At 50.0% G+C, this 21,569-nt stretch carries 15 protein-coding genes; 13 read left to right on the top strand and 2 right to left on the bottom strand.

Annotation, left to right across the window (positions count from 1 at the left end; translation table 11 throughout):
- Nucleotides 1-265: 265 nt before the first annotated feature.
- The 8 genes from AC506A_RS20520 (at nucleotide 266) to AC506A_RS20485 (ending at nucleotide 12,024) form a co-directional block, all read left to right on the top strand.
- On the top strand, nucleotides 266-1,243 hold the full coding sequence (locus AC506A_RS20520; protein ID WP_495462880.1) for an ABC transporter permease: 978 nt from the start codon (nucleotides 266-268) through the stop codon (nucleotides 1,241-1,243).
- A gap of 30 nt (nucleotides 1,244-1,273) precedes the next feature.
- Nucleotides 1,274-2,158: a carbohydrate ABC transporter permease gene (locus tag AC506A_RS20515; RefSeq protein WP_495462879.1), complete on the top strand. Its 885-nt coding sequence runs from the start codon at nucleotides 1,274-1,276 to the stop codon at nucleotides 2,156-2,158.
- Between the two features lie 72 nt (nucleotides 2,159-2,230).
- Complete coding sequence (locus AC506A_RS20510) at nucleotides 2,231-3,844, top strand: DUF3502 domain-containing protein (RefSeq protein WP_495462878.1); 1,614 nt, start codon at nucleotides 2,231-2,233, stop codon at nucleotides 3,842-3,844.
- Between the two features lie 157 nt (nucleotides 3,845-4,001).
- A complete protein-coding gene (locus AC506A_RS20505) occupies nucleotides 4,002-6,692 on the top strand; it encodes a glycosyl hydrolase family 28-related protein (protein ID WP_495462877.1) in 2,691 nt (896 codons plus the stop codon).
- Between the two features lie 37 nt (nucleotides 6,693-6,729).
- Nucleotides 6,730-7,950, top strand: coding sequence for an enolase C-terminal domain-like protein (locus tag AC506A_RS20500; protein ID WP_495462876.1), 1,221 nt, complete (start codon nucleotides 6,730-6,732; stop codon nucleotides 7,948-7,950).
- Nucleotides 7,951-7,984: 34 nt separating this feature from the next.
- Nucleotides 7,985-8,830 (top strand): NAD-dependent epimerase/dehydratase family protein, encoded by an 846-nt coding sequence (locus AC506A_RS20495; protein WP_495462875.1) that lies wholly within the window; start codon nucleotides 7,985-7,987, stop codon nucleotides 8,828-8,830.
- A 141-nt stretch (nucleotides 8,831-8,971) separates the two neighbouring features.
- Nucleotides 8,972-10,723, top strand: a complete 1,752-nt coding sequence (locus AC506A_RS20490) for a sensor histidine kinase (RefSeq protein ID WP_495462874.1) — start codon at nucleotides 8,972-8,974, stop codon at nucleotides 10,721-10,723.
- Nucleotides 10,724-11,286: 563 nt separating this feature from the next.
- Entirely contained in the window at nucleotides 11,287-12,024 is a 738-nt protein-coding gene (locus AC506A_RS20485) for a Bax inhibitor-1/YccA family protein (RefSeq protein WP_495462873.1), read from the top strand.
- Nucleotides 12,025-12,092: 68 nt separating this feature from the next.
- Here the strand turns inward: AC506A_RS20485 and AC506A_RS20480 are convergent, their stop codons facing one another.
- Nucleotides 12,093-13,688 carry a response regulator gene (locus tag AC506A_RS20480; RefSeq protein ID WP_495462872.1) on the bottom strand — a complete coding sequence of 532 codons (1,596 nt, stop codon included), beginning with the start codon at nucleotides 13,686-13,688 and terminating at the stop codon, nucleotides 12,093-12,095.
- Nucleotides 13,666-15,504, bottom strand: coding sequence for a histidine kinase (locus tag AC506A_RS20475; protein ID WP_495463112.1), 1,839 nt, complete (start codon nucleotides 15,502-15,504; stop codon nucleotides 13,666-13,668). Before AC506A_RS20475 ends, AC506A_RS20480 begins: the two co-directional genes overlap by 23 nt.
- A gap of 206 nt (nucleotides 15,505-15,710) precedes the next feature.
- Here AC506A_RS20475 and AC506A_RS20470 point away from each other — a divergent pair, with 206 nt between their 5' ends.
- The 5 genes from AC506A_RS20470 (at nucleotide 15,711) to dgoD (ending at nucleotide 21,516) form a co-directional block, all read left to right on the top strand.
- Complete coding sequence (locus AC506A_RS20470) at nucleotides 15,711-17,174, top strand: sugar ABC transporter substrate-binding protein (protein ID WP_495462871.1); 1,464 nt, start codon at nucleotides 15,711-15,713, stop codon at nucleotides 17,172-17,174.
- 80 nt (nucleotides 17,175-17,254) lie between these two features.
- Complete coding sequence (locus AC506A_RS20465) at nucleotides 17,255-18,160, top strand: carbohydrate ABC transporter permease (protein ID WP_495462870.1); 906 nt, start codon at nucleotides 17,255-17,257, stop codon at nucleotides 18,158-18,160.
- Between the two features lie 73 nt (nucleotides 18,161-18,233).
- The gene (locus tag AC506A_RS20460; RefSeq protein WP_495462869.1) at nucleotides 18,234-19,556 is read left to right on the top strand and encodes a carbohydrate ABC transporter permease; all 1,323 of its coding nucleotides are present in this window, start codon (nucleotides 18,234-18,236) and stop codon (nucleotides 19,554-19,556) included.
- A gap of 9 nt (nucleotides 19,557-19,565) precedes the next feature.
- Entirely contained in the window at nucleotides 19,566-20,339 is a 774-nt protein-coding gene (locus tag AC506A_RS20455) for an SDR family NAD(P)-dependent oxidoreductase (protein WP_495462868.1), read from the top strand.
- Between the two features lie 43 nt (nucleotides 20,340-20,382).
- Nucleotides 20,383-21,516, top strand: coding sequence for a galactonate dehydratase (dgoD, locus tag AC506A_RS20450; protein WP_495462867.1), 1,134 nt, complete (start codon nucleotides 20,383-20,385; stop codon nucleotides 21,514-21,516).
- The last annotated feature ends 53 nt before the right edge of the window (nucleotides 21,517-21,569 follow it).

Raw genomic sequence — 21,569 nt, 5'->3', positions numbered from 1 at the left:
TTTTAAGCTAAAGAGGATCTCCCACTGATCTACATTGGAGAAAACCGGGGTACTCGAGCAAAAGAAGATCCCCTGATGAGCTTCATTGGTACGGGGCCACCGCCACGCAGCCGATCGACCCGCGAAACGCAACTTTCCAAGCAGAGGCCAAGTTTACACCACAAAGTTTAATTTTGGCTCATAGTAGCTGTGCGGGCCATCCCTTATGATGATTATAGAAACGAACAGCAGCTACCAAACACGAACAAGAAAGGTTAGGACGCCAATGAAACCAAGCAGCGAAGTTGTGAATAAATCGATACCTAAACCTATCTTTCGCAAAAGGTCGAGCTTCGTCTCCGATCTCATGCGGAACCACTCGCTCTATGTCATGTTCCTACCGGTTGGCATCCTGCTACTTGTCTTCAACTACTTGCCGCTCGCGGGACTCATCATCGCTTTTAAGAATTACGACTTCGCCAGAGGCATCTTCGGCAGTCCATGGGCGCAGCCCATTCTCGACAACTTCGACTACCTGCTCTCTTCGGATGCCGCTTCGCGTGCAGTCCGAAACACGATACTGCTGAATGGCTTATTCATCGCAGTGGGGCTGATCTTCGAGGTAGGACTAGCGCTGATGCTGAACGAAGTGCGGAACAAATATTTTAAGCGGATTACGCAGTCGATCACGTTTCTGCCGTTCTTTATCTCCTGGATCGTCGTCGGCGTCTTTACATACAACCTGCTCAACTACGAGAATGGCGCGATCAATCGAATTGTGGAGTGGTTGGGCTTCCAGCCGATCGATTTCTACAGCGAAGCAGGGCTGTGGCCGCTCATTCTAACGATCGCCATCCGCTGGAAAGTGACCGGATATGGCACGATCATCTACTTGGCCGCTTTAACCAGCATTGACAACTCGTATTATGAAGCCGCTTCCATCGACGGGGCATCCCGCTGGCAGCAGATCCGGTACATCAGCATTCCGATGCTGAAGCCGACGATCATCATCCTCACCTTGCTCGCCGTCGGACGAATCATGAATGCGGATTTCGGAATGTTCTACGCCATGGTCGGCGACGCTTCGCTCCTCTATCCGACAACAGATGTTATTGATACGCTGGTCTATCGAAGCTTACGGAAGTCCGGTGATATCGGAATGGCCTCAGCAGCCGGATTTATCCAATCGGTCGTTGCCTTCGTCCTCGTGCTTGGCAGCAACTATGCGGCAAGAAGGGTCGACAAGGACTCAGCTATTTTCTAACTACAGTCTGCGAACATAAGGAGGGGCACCATGCCGGTAAAACGTATATCCATCTCGCAAACGATCATTATCGTCATCATTTCCTTGTTCAGCCTTGCTTGTCTGCTGCCGTTTCTCATGGTCATTACCGGCTCGCTCGCAACGGAGAACGATATTATAAACAACGGCTACTCGTTGTTCCCGAGACATATCACCTTCATGTCGTATGAAATTCTGCTGCTCGGTTCCAATCGAATTATCGAAGCTTACGGAATCAGCATGATCGTCACGGTTGCAGGCACACTGCTCTCGGTTTTCCTGACCAGCTTAGGCGGGTACGTCATGGCTCGGCGGTCTTTTAAATACCGCAACATTCTCTCGATCTACGTCATCATCACGATGTTGTTCAGCGGTGGATTAGTACCTTGGTACATCGTATGCGTCAACTACTTGCACCTGAAGGATACGATCTTCGCGATGATTCTGCCGCCGCTCGCGAACGCATTCAATATGTTCCTGATTCGCAACTTCCTGTTCTCCATCCCGGAGGACATTTATGAATCCGCCAAAATGGACGGGGCAAGCGAGTACCGCATCTACTACCAGCTGATCATGCCTTTATCTAAACCAGTTCTCGCCACCGTCGGCTTGTTCGTCGCACTGGGGTACTGGAACGATTGGTTCCTTGGCCTCATGTTCATCGATAAGCAAGAGCTGCAGCCGCTGCAACTGCTCCTTCGGACACTCGTTTCGAACGTAGAGTTCCTCCGAAGCTCCAGCAATGCCGCCGATATGCAGCGCATCTCCGCACAGCTGCCATCCGAGTCCATTAAGATGGCGCTCACGGTCGTAACGATCGGGCCGATCATCTTCTTGTATCCGTTCCTGCAGCGGTATTTTGTCCAAGGCTTGATGGTAGGTGCAGTGAAAGGATAACAGGGCAGCTATAACGGCGCTACCGGTAGCGCTGGATAGTATAAAAAACAAGCTCAAGGGGAGAGGTACACGATGAAGAAGATGCGTTCAAAGCTTCCACTGCTGCTCACGATTGTGCTTATGCTGAGTCTAATCGTTTCGGCATGTAGTTCAGGGAACAATGAGAACAGTAAAAACAATGGCGATTCATCCGGTACAACCAATGCTGCGGCTGACAACACCACGAATGCATCTGCAGAGGATACGAACAATGCAGCAGCAACGACTGACAATACAGCGAAAGAGCAAGAGGAAGTGACGCTGAAGTTTTATTTTGGCGGTGACAAGAAAGCAGCTACGGATGAAGTATGGTCTGCAGTCAGCGATTACGTGAAAACAAAAGGGCTTAATGTGAAATTCGATATCAACTTTATCCCGTTTGGCGACTTTAAGGATAAAATGCTCGTTATGGCCGCTTCAGGCGATAAATGGGACATGAACTTTGACGGCGACTGGCTCTCTTATAAGCAAATGGCTGCCAAAGGCTCCTATATGGCTCTCAATGATTTGCTTCCAAAATTCGCACCGACCCTGTTTGCCAAATATCAAGAACAAGGTACACTCACCGCTGCAACGGTCGATGGGCAAATCGTCGGCCTTCCTTGGACGATGAGTATGAACCAACGTAAATATGCAGTATGGCGGGTGGATCTTACAGATAAAGCAGGCATTACGCCGGCTGTGGATTCCATCAAAACAATTGAAGACCTCGATGCATTCCTGCACAAGCTGAAAGAAGCGTTCCCGAAAGATAAGCTGTCCCGTTCCACGCCGCTTGGCATCTACATGGAGCGCGATGAGTGGGTTGACCTTGGCTTCCACGGCATGGGCTTCTACCTGAACGATCCGGCTGTGAAGATCCAACCGGTTGAACAACAACCGTTCTACAAAGAAGCAGCACTTATGGCTAAGAAGTGGTACGACGACGGTATCATCAACAGAGATGCCATGATCGACAAAGAAGACGGCGCGGCACAATGGAGAAACGGCAAAATGTTCTACACCGACTCCTCGCATGAATGGGTGAACGCAAACCCGGGCTTCGCGGATCCTTCTTACAAGCTGTCCAGCTCGCTGCTCTACCCGGACAAGAAATATGTCAACCGTACAGCATTGGCTAACGTTGTAGCGATCAACCGCAACTCTGAGCATGCTGATCGTGTACTGCAATTCCTGGATATGCTCGAAACAGACAAAACGCTTTATGACCTCGTGCAATACGGGATCGAAGGCAAAACGTATGTGATCGACGGCGAAACAGCGAACTATCCGGAAGGCATGCAAACGACGACGTCCAACTACATGGAGTGGGGCGGCCAATGGGCACTGTGGAAACCACAGTTCATGCGTCCAAACCCAGCTTATGGCAAAGACTTCTGGGTGCATGAGGCTGAATTCGCAGCATTGCCGGTTAACGTAAACTCGCCGGTCGACGGACTGTTCATTTCCGAAGATAACATCAAGAATGAAGTTGCCAAACGCGACCAAGCTGTCGAAGAATTCCACAAACCGATCGAATACGGGAATGCCAAAGATGTGGATAAAGCAGTAGCGGATTACATCGAGAAGCAGAAGGCAAACGGCCTTGATAAAATCATCGCAGAAGCGCAGAAACAAATCGATGCCTACTTGGCTGCTAAGAAATAATCGAGAAATCCGCGCCTCTTACCAGGCGCGGATTTTTTATACGGAGCAAGCAGCTAAGGTTGCCCTAGATAACGATTGGATTGACTCATTACAAGGTGCAGCGAGCCTCCCTTATACTCTATTTGTAAACGATTACAAATATGGAAGGGTGTAGATCATGAAGAAGAAGTTTTATCCACTCATCATGGCTTTCTTACTCGCTGTATCCTGTTTTCCGTTCTTACCGCTGGTGGCATCGGCGGATACCGTCCTGTTCTCGTCAGGCCTGGAATCCGGACAAACCGCACCAAATTTCTTGGACACCATTGATTTCTCATCGAATGTGAGCGGATTAACGGCAGGCATTTCGCCGGAGGCTTCACCGCGTTCAGGCGAGCAAGCACATACAGGCACGACGGCACTCATGTATTCAGGCAACGCGAACGGCGGCTCGACAACGTATGCGTATTTCAAGGTGTTTAACGTTAGTATTCCCGTGACATCGGCGTCCAAGCTGCAATATTTCATCTATCCGCAGCAGGATAACGGAAGGTACATGGCGGTTGATTTCCATTTCACGGACGGTTCTACGCTGCGCGACAGCGGTTCGGTAGATCAGAACGGATATACCGTTCATCCAGCCGGCGGTCATGGCGGCACTATCCCGCTCAATGCTTGGTCGCAGATCGATTCGAGCTTTGGCGCGCAGAATGCCGGGAAGACGATCGACCGCATCTGGGTCGCCTACGACCGCGCAGGAAGTACAGGCAACTTCCGCGGCTACATTGACGATATTACGATTTCGAATACGACGACGACTAGTTCCACACGCAACAGCGTCATCGTCAGCACCGTCTATCCAACGAGCGACATCGTGATCTCGGACTACAATGCCGTCACGGGTTTCGGCGCGGACAACACAGGTGTGAACGATGCGACTACGGCCATTCAGACTGCGATTGATGCTTGCTACAACGATGGCGGTGGAACAGTGTGGCTGCCTGCAGGAACCTACAAAGTATCCGGTACGATTCAGGTTCGAGCATTCTGCTCCGTTCGAGGCGATTACCGGGATGCGGACAGCGGAACCGGCAGCTATGGTACTGTGATCTCTGCGAATCTGGCATCAGGTGATTCCGGAGCTGTGTTGTTCAGGATCGGGGGAAGCGCATCGGTGCAAGGTTTGACGGTTTATTATCCGAACCAGAACGCGACGAATCCGGTTCACTACAACTACACCTTCGAAATTCCGGGCAATGCCTGGATCAGCAGTGAGAATTACATGACAGCGACCATCATGAACGTAACGATGCTCAATTCGTACCGCGGAATAGGAATCAGCACGATGGCCTCCGATCACACGGGCGGTTCGCAGGTTCATGAGCAAGCGACTGTGAAGAATGTGAAGGGCACCATTCTATATCGAGGTGTTGAAGCTTACAACGGTGCAGATGTAGGAACATGGGAGCATGTGAACTTTAACAGCTCGTATTGGGCTAATGCAGGAGCGTCTTACAATGCGCCGAGTGCGACAACGATTAAGAACTGGACGCGAACGAACGCTACTGCGTTCACGCTTGGCGACTTGGAGTGGGATCAGTTCTATGCGATGGAGGCATCTGATTTCAACATTGGAATCAACATCGTAACGGGTCAGCGAATTCAGTTCTCGGGCGCCTTTATCTGGGCGAATATCCAGAACACGAATATTGCGGTGAAGGTGGACAATATTGATACCCGCTGGGGCGTATCGTTCCTGCGCAGCGTGCTGAAGGGCAGCACCGCTTCCGTTCAGAATAACACGGCAGGTTATGTGAAAGTGACGGACTCTGATTTGACCGGCGCCACATCAGGTACGGTAACGATCTCAGGTCCCGGAACATCACCGGTAGTTTCCCCTTCCGCAACGACGCCGAAAGTCAGCCGGGCTGTGCTGTACGATGTCACGAAAGCGCCGTACAATGCACCGTTTACATCCTCGCGCGGCCCAGCGCTGCCTACGGTGGATGCGACTTCGGCAATCCAATCCGCGCTTAATGCTGCTGGAACGGCCGGCGGCGGAATTGTTTATGTGCCAGCAGGTTGGTTTAAAGTCAGCACGCACTTGACCGTACCGGCCAATGTAGAGCTGCGCGGCTCGGCATCGTCACCGACGAGGGATCAAGGCGGATCAAGTGCGGGCACGGTGCTGTTTGCTTATGAAGGTAAGGATACGACAACACCGAATTCGAGCACGGCGTTTATTACGCTGAATGGCAATACCGCCGGCTTACGCGGTTTGCGTGTGTTTTATCCGGAGAACAACCCGGCAGCAGGCATCAAAGCATTTCCATATACGATTAGAGGCAACGGCAGCAGCGTATATATGATTAATGTGGGACTGCCTAATTCGTATAACGCCATTGATTTGATGACAAATCGTAATGATAACCACTATGTGGAGAAGGTACAAGGAACCTTGTTCAAGAATGGTATTACAGTAGGGCTCAGTACGTCCGGTTATATAACCGGCATCCTCACTAACGGCAACGCCGTATGCCGCACCGGCTACAACATTCCCGGCTGGGTCGTGGAGACTAACGTCTTTTCGCAGGTCATCGATGCATTTACGAGACCGAATGAGACGCTTGTAACCGTGAACGGAGCTTCCGATGAGAAGCTGGTTAACGTTTTTGCCTACGGCTCCAAGAACGGGGTAGTGGTGCAGTCGGGAACGGTAAACGCATTCAACTTAGGAACGGATAATCTCGGCTCAGGCGGGTACACCGTGAATGTGAGTGGCGGCAATGTCAACGTGATGAATCTGATGCGCTATAACGGTACGACATCCTTGGGAACGGTCACAATCTATAACGAAATGCACCTATGAGTTCATTTCATAGGTCCAAGAATCGGAGGAGCAAACAGTGGCAAAGATCACAGGTGTAAAATGTATCCGAACACGGCATGACGGCAGCTGGACGATCGTAAAAGTGACGACAGATCAAGACGGATTGTATGGAATTGGCTCGGCGACGGATATGTTTAATCCGGAAGCCGTCGTACAGGTGGTGGAGCAGTTGTTTGCCCCGCTGCTGATCGGCAGAGAGGCAGGCCAGATCGAGGACATTTGGCAAATGATGCATACGAGCGGCTATTGGCGGCATGGCTCTATTACCCAAACGGCCATCGGCGGCATCGATATGGCGCTCTGGGACATTAAAGGCAAAGAGGCTAATTTGCCGGTGTATCAGCTGCTTGGCGGCGCCTGCAGATCGGCCGTCCCGTGTTATGGTCATGCCGATGGACGCGATCAGGAGGAATTGACCGAAGCGGTTCACCGATACATCGAGGAAGGCTACACGGTCATCCGTTGTCAGCTTGGTTCCTACGGCGGTGGTGGTTTTGTACCGGCAGATAAGGCGAACGTTCCTGTCCCAAGCTGGTCAGCTAATGTGTTCAATGAAGCAATCTATATGAACGCCATTCCGGCAATGTTTGAGAAGCTGCGTGTTACTTTTGGCAACGATATTCAGTTTACGCATGACGTTCATTCACACCTTCAGCCGATTGCCGCTGTTCAGCTGGCCAAACGGTTAGATCCCTACCAATTGTTCTTCCTTGAGGATATATTGCCGCCGGAGCAGATTGGTTGGTTCCGTCAATTGCGGCAGCAGTCTTCGACACCGCAAGCCGTTGGGGAGCTGTTCACCAGCCCGCATGAATGGACCGACCTCATTACGGAGAGGCTCATCGATTTCATCCGCGTGCGTGTGTCCAAAGGCGGAGGCATTAGTGCCTGCCGCAAGCTTGCCTCACTTGGCGAAACGTTCGGTGTTCGGACGGCCTGGCAGGAAGGCGGGGAGAACGACCCTGTCAATCAAGCGGCAGCCGTTCATCTGGACCGCGCCGTTTGGAATTTCGGCATTCAGGAAATTAATCATTTCAAAGAAGCGGAATGCGAGGCGTTCCCGGGTCATGTTGAGCGCAAAGGCGGATACCTCTATTTGTCGGAGAAGCCTGGCTTAGGCGTCGACATTGATGAGGAGAAAGCTGCACTGCTCGTGGGTGACGGATGGAGCCGATCGGCCTACCATATTCCATATAAGCTTGATCGCAGACCGGATGGAACGCTTGTCCGTCCGTGAAGGGTGAGCGAAATGAAGCGGGGAGGCCGAGTAGATGAAAACAATTGCCGTAACAGGAGCAAGCGGGAAGCTTGGCGGGTGGGTCGTGAAGGAGCTGCTCGAACAAGGCTATACCGTCATTGCTTTGGATAATAAGAAATCGGATAAACTGCGCTGCAGGCAGATCACAGTGGATCTATCGAACCTCGGACAAGTGATCGGTGGTGTCAACGGAGCGGATGCTATCATTCATTTGGCTGCTATTCCGTCGCCGGGACAGTTCACGAACGAGTTTACGTTCTCGAACAATGTGCTATCCACCTACAATGTGCTCGAAGCGGCATCGGTACTGGGCATTCAGAAGGTTGTTTGCGGCTCGAGCGAATCATCGTACGGCTTCGCATGGGCGCCGAAGAAGTTTGATCCTCAATATGTACCTGTTGATGAGGTGCATCCGCAGCTCCCGCAGGAATGCTATGGTTTATCCAAGATCGTCAATGAACAGACAGGCGAAATGTTCAACCGCAGAACCGGCATGCAGGTTGCCGCTATGCGGTACTCCCTCATCGCTACACCGGATGAGCTCAAGTCGTTCAGAGCACGAATGGATCAACCGATCAATTTTAAATCTATTTTATGGAGCTACGTTGATATTAGAGACGCCGTTTCAGCTACAATTGCTGCCTTAACGACGGATGGATACGGCGCGGTCTCACTCAATATTACGAGCAGCGATACGCTGAGCGATTGGGATACGGAGCGGCTGTTGAACGAATTTTATCCGGAGGTGCACGACCGTAGAAGAAGCTTTGAAGGACGAGAAGCGCTGGTCAGCAATGAGGCAGCCTTCCGGGTACTAAACTGGAAGCCTGTATACTCGTGGAAGGATCAAGCGGAATGAACAGAAGGAGCCCCTCTGACAAGGGGGGCTCTTTGTTGTTTACGTGCAAACCTAGGAAATCTGTACATAGACAGCTTACATGGGATGGAACTATACTACTAAGAGAGTTCTAATCTGTTCCAGAGAGAAAGTGTGAGTTTCATGCGGATTAATTCCAGAATCATCTATATTATTTTCGGTATTGCCGTGCTGTTGGTTGCGATTAATAACGCTTCTTACTACTGGTATACCAAGACGTTGTTAAAAGATGACTTGTCCGCGCGTATGGCGTCTACAGCCAATCAAATCCGAACCTCGATTGAACAATCGAAGGAAGGCTCTTTCTACACAGAGGATCTGATCGGGGAGAAACTGCGCACGGCCGCATTGTTCATCAAGGGACAACTTAGCCCAGATCTGAATCAAATTACAAACGGACAGCTTCGTACACTTGCGCAGCAGGCAGGCATTGCCGGTATATCGCTCATGCAGCGTGTTGCAGGCAGTGACGACATCGGGGTTCGCAAATCCTCGGAGCCGAATGAGCTTAAGATTACGAGTACGAAACCGTTCGGTTATTGGTTTACAGCGTACGACCAGCTGTTAACAAAGCACGATGTGACGATACCTGAAGGCCAGAGCTTGCCTAATTTCTGGTCCGGCATCGCCGAGGTTCCGGCCTCCGGCGCAAGCGAAGTCAGTAAATTCGGCTTCTATAATGACGGATCGACGGATTATATTATTACGGTATTCGTGAATGCTGATCAGGTTCTGAAATATCAGAAGATTGTCGGCAGCGATATGATTGTGAAGAAGACGATTGCTGCGAATCACGACATTGTAGAAATTGCGGGCTTAAACGGCGCTACGTTCGGCAAGCCGCCCAAAACCTATACCGATAATAACGGGACTTCTTTCATCTCCATCTATGATCGTCCTGTTCTGTTTGGAAGCTATGAAATCAAACACGCCGACGACTTAGACCGCTTTACGGAGGCCGTTCAAACGAACAAACCGATGAGCAGTCTTGAGAAATGGAAGGGTAAAACCATCCTCAAAACATTCGTCTACATTCCGGCCAAAACGCGTGTGGCGGAAGTGCAAAGAGATGTTCCTTATGTCATCACGATCGTTTCCGATTACACCTCGATCGAGCAAACGCTGCATAGGCAGTTGGTTCGTTTAGCATTGCTTGTCGTTCTATTTACGGTTTTCAGCTTGTTGTGCATGTATCTCGTATTCCGATATATGGGGAAAAGCAAGGAAACCGCAGTGCGGTCCACGCAGGAGCTGTATATTCAGAATATGGATGTCATGTTTACCGAGATCCGCAGCCAGCGGCATGACTTCCTGAATCATGTTCAAACGATGTATGCCCTCCTATCAAGAGGGAAGCGGGAAGAACAGCTGCGATACATGGAAGAACTAATCGAAGAAATCAACGAAGTGAACGATATTATTCGCATCGGCCATCCTGCCGTTGCAGCCTTGATTCAGGCGAAACTGGCGCAGGCGATGAGAACGAAGATCATGTTCGATCATCATTTTACGGGCCTCGAAGGGTTATCGCTAGGCGTTAAATCCGTGGATATCGTGAAAATAATCGGTAATCTCATCGACAACGCCTTCGATGAAGTAAGCGAACTGGCTCCGGAGCTGCGCCACGTCATCGTGAAAGGCTGGTCGGAAACGGGCATGCTGCATTTCTCCGTTGCTAACTTGGTGCATGGTGATTTTGATCCCGCAAGCGTCAGGAAGATGTTCGGGACAGGTTTCAGTACCAAAGTCGGCGGGGAGCATGGCGGCCTTGGCCTGGCTGTTGTTAAGGAACGTATCGAGTATTACAAAGGCACAATCGATGTGAAAATGGTAGAGGGATACATCCACTTCCAGCTGGCAATTCCCGTGATGTAATCTCAAATACTTGTATCTTACAACTGAGGAACCTCTTGCGCTTCATACGAGCGCAGGAGGTTCTTTTTGCTATTGGCAAGACTATGAGCTACTCAAAACGCGGAATGCGAGATGTGGGATGCGAGGTGCGAGATGTGAGATGCAAAATGCGAGATGTGAGATGCAGAATGCGGCAAGCGAAATGCTCTAACGAATCGTACAGGGCTTATTTGCCCCCAAATTGCCTCCAATAAATTCTAACGAATCGTAGGAGCACTATTCGACGGTTTTTGGGCAATTGGGAGCCGATTTCTCCATTATAAGGCCTGCACGATTCGTTAGAATCTCGGAGCCCCGAAAATCTGCCGAATAAGGCCTGCACGATTCGTTAGAATCTCGGAACGTGTGGAAGGTGGAACGTGAAATGTTGAATGCGTGGAAAGATGTCGATATTATCGTCAGCGACGTGGAAGCGCCGAAGGAATGGCATGCCTATTTAAAGGATAAAGACGTAAGCTGGGTTAATGCCGACTAATAGTGATAATGCTATAATAGATGTAAATCTATGGACGAGGTGATTGATCTTGCTAGGTCGAAGCGGGAATCCTACTTTGAGTGACAAGTCCTTCGAGAAATCAGGCCACTATACTGGTACTGTTCGCATGACCATCGAAGGTACGGTAAACAAAGCTTTTATTACACTAGCCATTCTGCTTGGGGCCGCGTTCGCCACTTGGTCGATGTATTTCAATGGTCAGAATGTAATGCCTTATGCGATTGGCGGGGCAATAGGCGGTTTGATCCTGGCACTTGTGATCAGCTTCAAATCGACCACAGCGCCGTATCTCGTACCGATCTATGCCGCGTTGGAAGGCGCTTTCCTCGGCGCGCTCTCGGCTGGTTACGAAGGAAAGTACAACGGCATTACGCTGCAAGCTGCGTTAATTACGATGTGTGTGTTTATTGCTTTGCTGCTCGCGTACAAAACAAGAATTATTAAAGCAACAGAGAACTTCAAGCTTGGCGTATTCGCGGCGACAGCCGGCATTGCATTGGTTTATCTGGTCAGCATCGTGCTTGGAATGTTCGGCGTAAACGTTCCGTACTTGCATGACAACAGTTTGATCGGAATTGGAATTTCGCTCGTAATCGTCATTGTTGCTGCTCTTAATCTCGTGCTCGATTTCGATTTCATCGAGCAAGGGGCGCAGCGCGGGGCGCCGAAGTACATGGAATGGTACGGCGCGTTCGGCTTGATCGTGACGCTTGTCTGGCTGTATATCGAAATTCTGCGTCTGCTCTCGAAACTTCGCAGCCGCTAGATACCGCAGGTATGAAAGAAGCATCGTTTCTTCGTGAGAAGAGACGATGCTTTTTATTATGGCAATGATTAGCTTCGGAACACGGAAGGGCTGGTTCCGGTCACTTTCTTGAACACATTGCAGAAGTAATTCTGATCCTCGTAGCCGACAAGCTGGGAGATCCGGGCGATTTTGAGCGTCGTCGTCCGCAGCAGCTCTTTGGATCTATCAATTCGGACCTTGGTTAAATAGTCATTAAAGCTGATGCCGGCGACCGTCTTGAACCGTTTGGAGAAATAATTAGGATGAATGAAATACGTTTCGCCGACCCATTGCAGGGACAACTCCTCCGCATAATGAACCTCGATATACTGCTTGACGCTCTCGATAATTTCGTCGCAGGATTGATCGGTTCCCCGGTTCAGCATGCCGCTCAGACGCTGCAGCTGCTGCTCGATGATGTCGATAATATCCTTCCAGCTGCGAAGATTGTCTAAGCTGGCAATTGGTGTTCCCAAGTTCCAATTGGGCAGATCGGTTGCGGTCTTAGCCGCATACTTGCGCAGCATGTGAATGATCTCCGTATAGAGATACTCCACTTGTTCATATCTGGCGCCTGACGTTTCAGCGAGTGTACGGAATAGCTGGCCCGCATAATCGAGAAATTCTTGATGCCGCCCCTCTTCGAGCATCGCGCTGAGCCCGCGTTCTGCCTGGACAAAGATCCGAGGATATGCGGATGCGGCGGAGGAAGTCGTTTCGATATCGGTATATACGTTACCGTTGCCGAAGAGCAGACGATTCTGCAGCACCTTGCGCGCTTCCGTGCAAGAGAGGCGAAGCTGCGTCATTTCCGGCTTGATGCCTCCGAGTCCGATCGAGATGACAAGGCCCAGATGCTGCTTGATCCACTCTACGGTTTGGTTGAAGGTTTCGAGTAATCCTTGCAGCACAAGCTCGCTCTGTGAACCGAGGAAAACAACGATCTCCTCGGAGTGGTAGGCGTGCTTGAATGCCAAGAACTGAACGCCAGCCTCGGCAGCCAGTGTATTCTCAATAATATTCTGGATCGCAAACCTCGCGAGCGGCTCGTCGTTCTCTTGAAATCGTGAGGATTCGTTGCGGTACACGATCTTAACGGATGCTCCGGCGAAGCAAGAGCATTGCATGAGGCTGGCAGGAATGCCGTCCCAACGCAATTCCTGCTCGGAGATGAGATGCGTCAACTGGAAATCCAGCGGCTGCAGATTACTCTGCCGAATCATATCGCTCAGCTCATTCAGCTTGCTGCGATCGGCTGCTTCCTGCTGTTCCTTCCGCAGCTCCTCGCAAATCCCCTCGAGCAGCACATTCAGCTTCTCTTTGTCGATCGGCTTAAGCAAGTAGTCTCTTACATTATAGAGAAGCGCTTCGCGTACATACTCGAACTCATCGAAACCGCTGATGATAACGAATTTGGTTCGTGGGAAATTGACCCGTGCGGAATTGATAAACTGCAGCCCGTCCATCCCGGGCATTCGAACATCGGTCAGCACGATGTCCGGCTGACAGTTCGCCAGCTGAAACATGGCCTCGAAGCCGTCTCCTGCCTCCCCGGCAAGCTGCAAGCCGAGCGTTTCCCAGGCGATTTTGCGAATTAACCCTTCACGAAGCAAAGGCTCATCATCCACGATTAATACTTTCATCGATACCGCCTCCTGCCGTTTGCTTTGGTAGTACAAAATAGATTCGCGTTCCCGCCCCCGGCTTGCTGTCAATAACGACCTGAGGATCGCTGCCGTAATACATCTGAATGCGTTTAAACACATTGGAAAGTCCAATCATCGTTCGGGATGAAATCTGACGGGACATCATGTCGTTCGGATCGCTCAGTTTGCGGTGAAACAGCTCAATCATGGCTGGTTCCATCCCGACTCCGTTATCCTCAACAATAATTTGCAGCGAATGCTCATCAAGGCTGACGAGAGTCACGCGGACGAATTTATAGCCCACCTTCTGCTCCAGTCCATGTATGATCGCATTCTCCACGAGCGGCTGAATGAGAAACTTCGGTAGAATGAACGAATCGATCTGCTCATCCGTATGAATTTCGTAATCAAACTTCTCAGGAAACCGGATTTTGTAAATCGATAAATATTGGTTCAAGTGGTCCATTTCTTCCCGAATCGTTGCAATGCTGCCGCCATTGAGGTTATACCTAAGCATCTTGCCGAGTGCCAGACAGATATATGAAATCCGCTCATCCCCATGTATGGAAGAGATGCTGTCGATGGTACTGAGTGTGTTGTATAGAAAGTGCGGGTTGATTTGCGTTTGCAGCGCTTTGATTTCCGCTTCTTTCTTTAAGAGCTCGGTTTCATACACCTTGGAAATCAGCGTGCTAATTTCGGATGTCATCTTATTGAAGCTATGCTGAATGGTGGAGAGCTCATCGGAGCCTTTAACTTCAATAAACGCTTGAAAGTCGCCCATCTCTACGAGCTTCATTTTCTTATTCAATTCCTTGAGCGGACGTGTAACACCGGCGGCAATGAGGGAACCGAGCAGCATGGCGATCAAGAAGCTGATGGCTGCGATGAGGATAAGCGTATTCCGGAACGTATTTACCTTCTCCAGAATGCGGTCAAGCGGCACGCTGCCGATGACGATCCAATCGCTGACCCCGAGCTTGTGATAGAAACCGATATTGGTGTTCTCGTCATCTTGAAACCGGAAATCCATGTATTTCCGATTCACCTGTGCTTCCTTGTATCCGTTGAATAAAGGGGTGCCGGCAATGGACTTGCCGATTTGGTCTTCATTACGGGAGTACACGATATGACCGCTAGTATCCGCTATATAATACGTACTTCCATCATCATTCTGTAAGCCCAGCAAGGTTTTCTCCAGCACGCGGGGGTCAATATCGATCTTGATGTAGCCGATGGGATGCTGGGCATTCATCGTAATTCGTTTGAGCAGCTGGATGTAGCTGATGGTTTTGACAGGTGTTACCGTTGTGCTGATTGTTGTATAGGACACACTCCAGAAAGGGAAGCCATCCTGCTCGAGCGCCTTTTGGTATAAAATAGCTTGTTCCTGGTCGAGAAGCTTTCTTACACTAGCATTGTAGTAGTAGTAACTGCTGATTTGCTCACCTTTCAGGTCTGTGATGGCAATGAAGGATATGAGCGGATTTTGTACTTTCTGGGAGGCGAGCTTGTTTCGATAATACTGCTGGGTATCAAAGTTGAGAGGGGCATCCAGAAATTTCTGCAGCGACGTATCACTGAAATAGCTGTATCCGGTATTTCCGATCGTCTTGAAATGGAGGTCGAGGGTATCCACTGTTTGTTCCGTCAGCTTCTCAAGTCCCTGCAAGGTAGAGGCTTCAAGCTCATGGCTCATAATTCTATAGTACGAATAGCCCATGATAAAAGCCGTAAGGCTGATGACAATAAAGAAGGATAATATCATTTTGTTGCGGAATTGATTGTTAAGACTTTGAATGAAAGACCACATCTTGCTCAAACAAACCCCTCCAGGCACTGACAGCGCTTACTCCGAATATTCGACAACTTCCGAAGTTTTCCTTTAATGGCGATTCTGAATTTACAGATAAAAGTTAAAATATTGCTAATAGGATGTTAGGATATTACATAGAAAGCGCTCTCAATGAGGGACTATACTACAGGTGTAGAAGAAATCATTTAAGGGGAGGCAGTCAAGTGAACAACGCAAAACGTCTTAGAAAATGGACAGTATTAGCATGTGTCATGGTCTTGATGCTTATTGTATCAGCTTGTGGGGGCGGTAATAACAACAACACGGCAAATAACACAAGTACAAACACAGAGTCGACGAATACGACGACAGAACCAGCAGCCGACAACACGAATAATGCTGCAACAAATGAAGCAGCTACAACAGATACACCAGCAGCAAACGTCGAAATTACAGTTTGGGACCAACCAACACCTGAAGACACACAGAAAGAGTTGAAAGAAGAAATTTACGCAGAGTTCGAAACCCAAAATCCAGGCATTAAAGTGAAACATGAATTGATGCCGCAAGGTACGAATGACCGTGAAGTTTTCGTTACAGCAATGGCTGGCGGCAACGGACCGGATGCTTACCACGCAGCTCACTTCCCAATCATTGCTGACTGGGTTGGCCAAGGCCTAGCGCTTGACCTGACTCCATACTGGGATGGATATGCGGACAAAGACAAATTTATCGCATCCTCGATGCAAGCCGGCACTATCGACGGCAAAGTTTACGGCGTGCCTCATGATATGTATGTAACAGGTTTGTTCTGGAACAAGAAAATGTTCGAAGCAGCAGGACTTGATCGCGATACGCCTCCTGCAAACTGGGATCAACTGGTTGAGTTTGGTAAGAAGCTGACTAACGTTGACAAGAAACAATACGGTATCACGCTTCTGGGTATGGAATGGGCTGACTGGTGGTTCGAGTACTATGTATGGCAAGCTGGCGGCGACTTGACGCACCTGCAGCCGGACGGCACTGTTCAACTGGCCTTCACAGAAGATCCTTCCGTTAAAGCCCTTCAGTTCTACAAAGATTTGAAATGGACACACAAAATCGTTCAAAACAACGTGCTCCAAAGCTACCAAGACAACATGAATGATATTTTCCAAGGCCGCGCAGCGATGTCCAATGCAGCATCCGGCGGATTCGGCGACTATGTTGCTCAAGGTATGGATTTGAATGATGTAGGCTTTGCACCATATCCGGTAGGTCCTGGCGGTAAAGGTCCAGGCCAAATCGGCGGCGCGTACTGGATTATCAATCCTAAGACATCCAAAGAAAAACAAGATGCAGCTTGGAAATACATCACGTACATGAACTCCAAAGAAGTAATGGAGAAATTCCTTACATTCCAACAAGACAACGGTATGTTCCCGAACCTGTTGTCGGTTCGCAACGACGTGGATCCTTCCCAATTCGCGAAAGATATCTCTCCTGAGCTCGTTGCTGCTGTAAACAAAGCGGCTTCCGATACTCACCTGGAGTACTTCTTGAAAGAGCGTCTTACTCCTTATGTAGTTAAAGCGGTTCAAAAGGCGTTGACGGATGAGAAATCCGATCCGAAACAGCTGCTTCAAGAAGCGCAAGATGCAGCACAGAAAGAAGTTATCGATGCGTATAACGCATCCGTGAAGAAATAATATGACGCAGGCGGAGGCAGCGAGCGGGCAAGTCATGCCGCGAGCTGCTCCGCCTGTAATTCCGAAAGGAAGCGGAAGCGATGAAAACAGCTACTGGGCAGCAGCCGCAAGTGCAATTAAAAACTCCCTACCGATTTAAGATATCGTGGACGCCTATTTTCTTTTTGACACCGGCTATCGTGTGTTTCTTGGTATTTAAATATTACCCGCTGCTGCAAGCCGTATATATGGGTTTCTTTGATTATAAGGTCATTAACCCGCCCGGCAAGTTTGTCTGGCTGGATAATTATAAGTATTTATGGCATTCGACGGAGTTCTGGAACGCGCTCCGGAACACCTTTGCTTTCTTTTTTATTTATTTTGTACTTACGTTCTGGGTGCCGATCGTACAGGCGGTTTTGCTAAACGAAGTTAAATTTGCCAGCAAAACGATGCGTTCGTTGTACTTGCTCCCTACAGCCGTTCCGTCAGTAGCGGGCTATCTGCTTTGGAAATGGCTCTATAATCCGGATTACGGTTTATTGAACTACCTGCTCAGCTTCATCGGACTTGGTCCATACGGCTGGCTCAACGATCCCGCAATGTCCAAGTGGGCAATTGTGTTGCCCGGCGTGTTTGCAACCGGAATGGGGATGCTCATTTACTATTCGGCTCTTCAAGGCATTCCGAGCGAGAACGTAGAGGCAGCCAAGATTGATGGTGCCGGACCTTGGCGCAGAATGACAGCGATCGTGTTTCCAAGCTTGAAGTTCGTTATCGGGATTCAGTTTATATCGTTTATAAGCGGTGTATTCCTGACGTTTGACCCGATGTACATTATGACTGGCGGTGGACCGGCGAACAGCACGCGGACACTGGCGATGCTCGTATTCAATAGCTCCTTCAAGGAGTTCCGATTTGGGGTAGCGGGTTCGATCTCACTCGTTATGTTCGTAATCATCGCGCTTATCACTTATTTGCAGCTCAAATTGTCCAACAGGGATTAAGATGATTGGTTAGAGGAGACTTCAAGTCGACTCAGCATTCATCTAATTTAGAGGTTCCAGGAAGGAGTATCTCATGGCTGGACGCGGACGCATTAGGGAGAAAGGCGGATTATCCGTCAAAATTGTCTCCTATTCAGTTGCCATTTTCTTTATTCTATCTTCGATCGTTCCGCTTGTCTGGATGATCAGTTCCTCAATGAAAGATAACATTTCCATTTACAGCTTTCCGCCTAAATGGGTTCCTGAGGTACCCAAAACCGTAAGCGTAACGCTCAATTACGATGGCGCGGATATCTCGAAGCCTGAAGAATATGAGCTGGATGCGATGGAAGCGATTTGGTTTACTTGGAAAAGAATGCAGAATGAAGCAGTCGGTGCGATGAAGGTAACCGGCGTGAAGGATGGCGTCATCGTTTATACAGCGTCGATGCCGGCTTATAACTTTACGGTTGGACGGCCGCAGATCGTTCCGACCATGGTAGCGACACATGCGGTGATGAAGAACAAGCTGGCCAAAATTCGTGCCGGGAAATTTACAACGTTCGATTTCAAAGGTGAAGGCAGCGCTTATAAGGGCTCCACTGAAATTGCAGCGGAATTGCCGGTTCACGCGACAAACGCGCTGAAATGGCTTTCGGAATCGAAAGTTGTGAAAGGTAAAGTGCTCACCATCTCTGAGGTGAAGGACTGGAAAAGGCTGTTCGACAATTACATCGTGCTATGGAAAAAATCCGGTGACGAAAGCAAAGGCGCTAATTTCGGTTTCCCGCATTTCTTATTGAACAGCGTGATCGTAACCGGCTCAACCATTGTTCTTCAATTGCTGATCGGCGGAACGGCAGGCTATGCGCTTGCGCATCTGGTTCGGAGCAAAGTCGGTACGTGGTTGACACTGTTCTTCGTTGCTACGATTATGATTCCGGAAATCGCAATTCTCGTTCCGCTTTATTTAACGATGGATAAACTCCATCTGGTCAACTCGCTATGGGGCATTATTTTGCCGCATACGGCGTGGGGGATCGTTATCTTCTTGTTCAAAGGATTCTTTGAACAGCTGCCGGGCGAGCTGCTGCAGGCGGGACGCATCGACGGCGCCTCCGAGTTTAAGATTTTCTGGCGAATCATTGTACCGATGTCGGCACCGATCTTTACGGTTGTCGCGGTTATGACGTTCATTGCGGTATGGAATGAGTTCCTGTGGCCGCTCGTTGTTGCTCGGACGCAAGACGTATGGACATTCACCGTTGCGCTTAATGACTTCCAGCAGCGGCAAAGCATGGGGTCCAACGTCATTATGTCCAGCTTAGTTATCGCTACGATTCCGCTTATGCTGATCATCACTTCCTGTCAGAAACTCATCGAGAAGGGTGTTTCTTTCACAGGCTTGAAAGGGTAGGGGACTTACGTGGAACGTAAAGTTGCTTTAGTAACAGGCTCAGGGCGCGGGATCGGCAGAGGCATTGCACTTGCTTTTGCACGATCCGGTTACGATGTGTGTGTCAATTACAACACAAGTGCGGAGATGGCACAGGAAGTAGTTCGTGAGATTAACGCCCTCGGGGTGAAGGCGGAGGCTGTACAAGCGAATATCTCCACGCTCGAAGGTGTCGATTCACTGTTCGAGCAATTTAATAGTCGATTCGGTAGATTGGATGTACATGTCAACAATTCGGGCATCACCCGGATGAAGCCATTCCTTGAAACGCCGCCGGAGCTGTTCGATGAAGTGTTCAATACCGATTTGAAAGGGCTCTATTTCTGCTCGCAGCAGGCGGCGCGGTTAATGATCAAGAACGGTACACGCGGAGTCATCATTCAGATCAGCTCCAATCATGCCGAAGGAACATGGGCCAATTCAACTGTCTATGCCTCGGCGAAGGCGGCTGTTAACAAGCTGACGAAGAACATGGCCTTGGATTTATCCCCTCACGGCATTCGGGTTGTCGGCATCGCGCCGGGTTACACGAATAACGGCTGGGGGGATGGAAATGAGCGCATTCAGAAGGCTATTGAATCGATCTCAACACGTATTCCGATGGGACGTTTCTGTACGCCGGCAGAGGTAGGCGAAGCGGCTGTATTTCTGGCTTCCGATAGTGCGGGTTATATGACAGGAACGACTATGTTCATGGACGGCGGCGCATTGCTCCCGGTATGGGCAGAGAAGGGTAACGGCTAGCTGCTCAACGAAACCAGTATGGACGTAAAGGAGATAGGAAGCTGTGAAAATAACAGATTTGAAGCTCTATCATGTGAAGCCTCGCTGGCTGTTTCTGAAGATCGAGACCGATGAAGGCATTGTAGGCTGGGGGGAACCGATTGTCGAGGGACGTGCCCTTACAGTAGCTACAGCCATTGAAGAGTTGAAACGTTATCTAATCGGCGAAGATCCGCTTCGCATTGAGCATCATTGGCAAATCATGTACCGGGGAACCTTCTACCGCGGCGGTCCTGTACTCGTAAGTGCGATAAGCGGGATCGAGCAGGCGCTGTGGGATATTAAAGGCAAGTTCTACAACATGCCTGTCTATGAGATGCTTGGCGGCAGAGTGCGCGATAAAATCCGCATGTACTGTCACTGCCACGGTGAAACACCGGAAGCGTTCGCGGCCAGTGCGAAACGCAGAGTGGAAGCGGGCTTCAACGCGATCAAAACAGGTGTAGACGCGCCGGTTCGCCAAGTCGATTCACTGGCCTTCGTAGAGAGTCAAGTGAACAAATTCATTGCAGCACGTGAAGCTGTAGGCAGTGGTATAGACATTGCCATCGACTTCCACGGTCGCGTCAGCCCAGCTATGGCGATTCGCCTTGCCGCGGCGCTCGAACCTTATTATCCGATGTTTATCGAAGAGCCTTGCTTGCCTGAGAATGTGGACTCGCTCCTGCGCGTTGCCCAATCGACCAGCATTCCGATCGCAACAGGTGAGCGGCTGTTTACGCGCTGGGGCTTCCGTGAAGCGCTGGAGAAAGGCGCAGTAGCGATCGTGCAGCCTGATCTGTGCCATGCCGGCGGGATCTTCGAAGGACGCAAGATCGCTGCCATGGCGGAGACTTACTATGCGTCCATCGCGCCGCACAATCCGCTTGGGCCGATCTCGCTTGCATCCTGCTTGCAATTGGATGCTTGTACGCCGAACTTCCTGATTCAAGAGCATCCGTCGATGGCGGAGAAATGGGACCTCGGAGAAGGCTACTTGAAGAAGCCGTTTGAAGTGATTGACGGTCATGTTGCTATCCCGCAAGGACCTGGCCTTGGCATCGAAATTAATGAAGAAGCGCTCATTGAACGCAGCTACGCAGGCGACTGGGACACCCCACGACTAGCCTACGATGACGGCTCGTTCGCGGAGTGGTAGAATGACAGGCCGCTCTCTCCGGCAAGTACGGAGAGGGCGGTCTTTTTGCTGTT

This window comes from Paenibacillus sp. N22P23, from assembly GCF_059383735.1.
The sequence above is the reverse complement of the archived record's forward strand: the minus strand, read 5'-3'. Positions and strand labels throughout refer to the sequence as shown.

Bases quoted from the DNA above. Each gene is read 5' to 3' on its own strand.
- AC506A_RS20495 (WP_495462875.1), top strand. From the start codon at position 7,985: ATGAAAACAATTGCCGTAACAGGAGCAAGCGGGAAGCTTGGCGGGTGG.
- AC506A_RS20515 (WP_495462879.1), top strand. From the start codon at position 1,274: ATGCCGGTAAAACGTATATCCATCTCGCAAACGATCATTATCGTCATC.
- AC506A_RS20510 (WP_495462878.1), top strand. From the start codon at position 2,231: ATGAAGAAGATGCGTTCAAAGCTTCCACTGCTGCTCACGATTGTGCTT.
- AC506A_RS20520 (WP_495462880.1), top strand. From the start codon at position 266: ATGAAACCAAGCAGCGAAGTTGTGAATAAATCGATACCTAAACCTATC.
- AC506A_RS20460 (WP_495462869.1), top strand. From the start codon at position 18,234: ATGGCTGGACGCGGACGCATTAGGGAGAAAGGCGGATTATCCGTCAAA.
- AC506A_RS20480 (WP_495462872.1), bottom strand. From the start codon at position 13,688: ATGAAAGTATTAATCGTGGATGATGAGCCTTTGCTTCGTGAAGGGTTA.
- AC506A_RS20475 (WP_495463112.1), bottom strand. From the start codon at position 15,504: ATGTGGTCTTTCATTCAAAGTCTTAACAATCAATTCCGCAACAAAATG.
- AC506A_RS20490 (WP_495462874.1), top strand. From the start codon at position 8,972: ATGCGGATTAATTCCAGAATCATCTATATTATTTTCGGTATTGCCGTG.
- AC506A_RS20465 (WP_495462870.1), top strand. From the start codon at position 17,255: ATGAAAACAGCTACTGGGCAGCAGCCGCAAGTGCAATTAAAAACTCCC.
- AC506A_RS20505 (WP_495462877.1), top strand. From the start codon at position 4,002: ATGAAGAAGAAGTTTTATCCACTCATCATGGCTTTCTTACTCGCTGTA.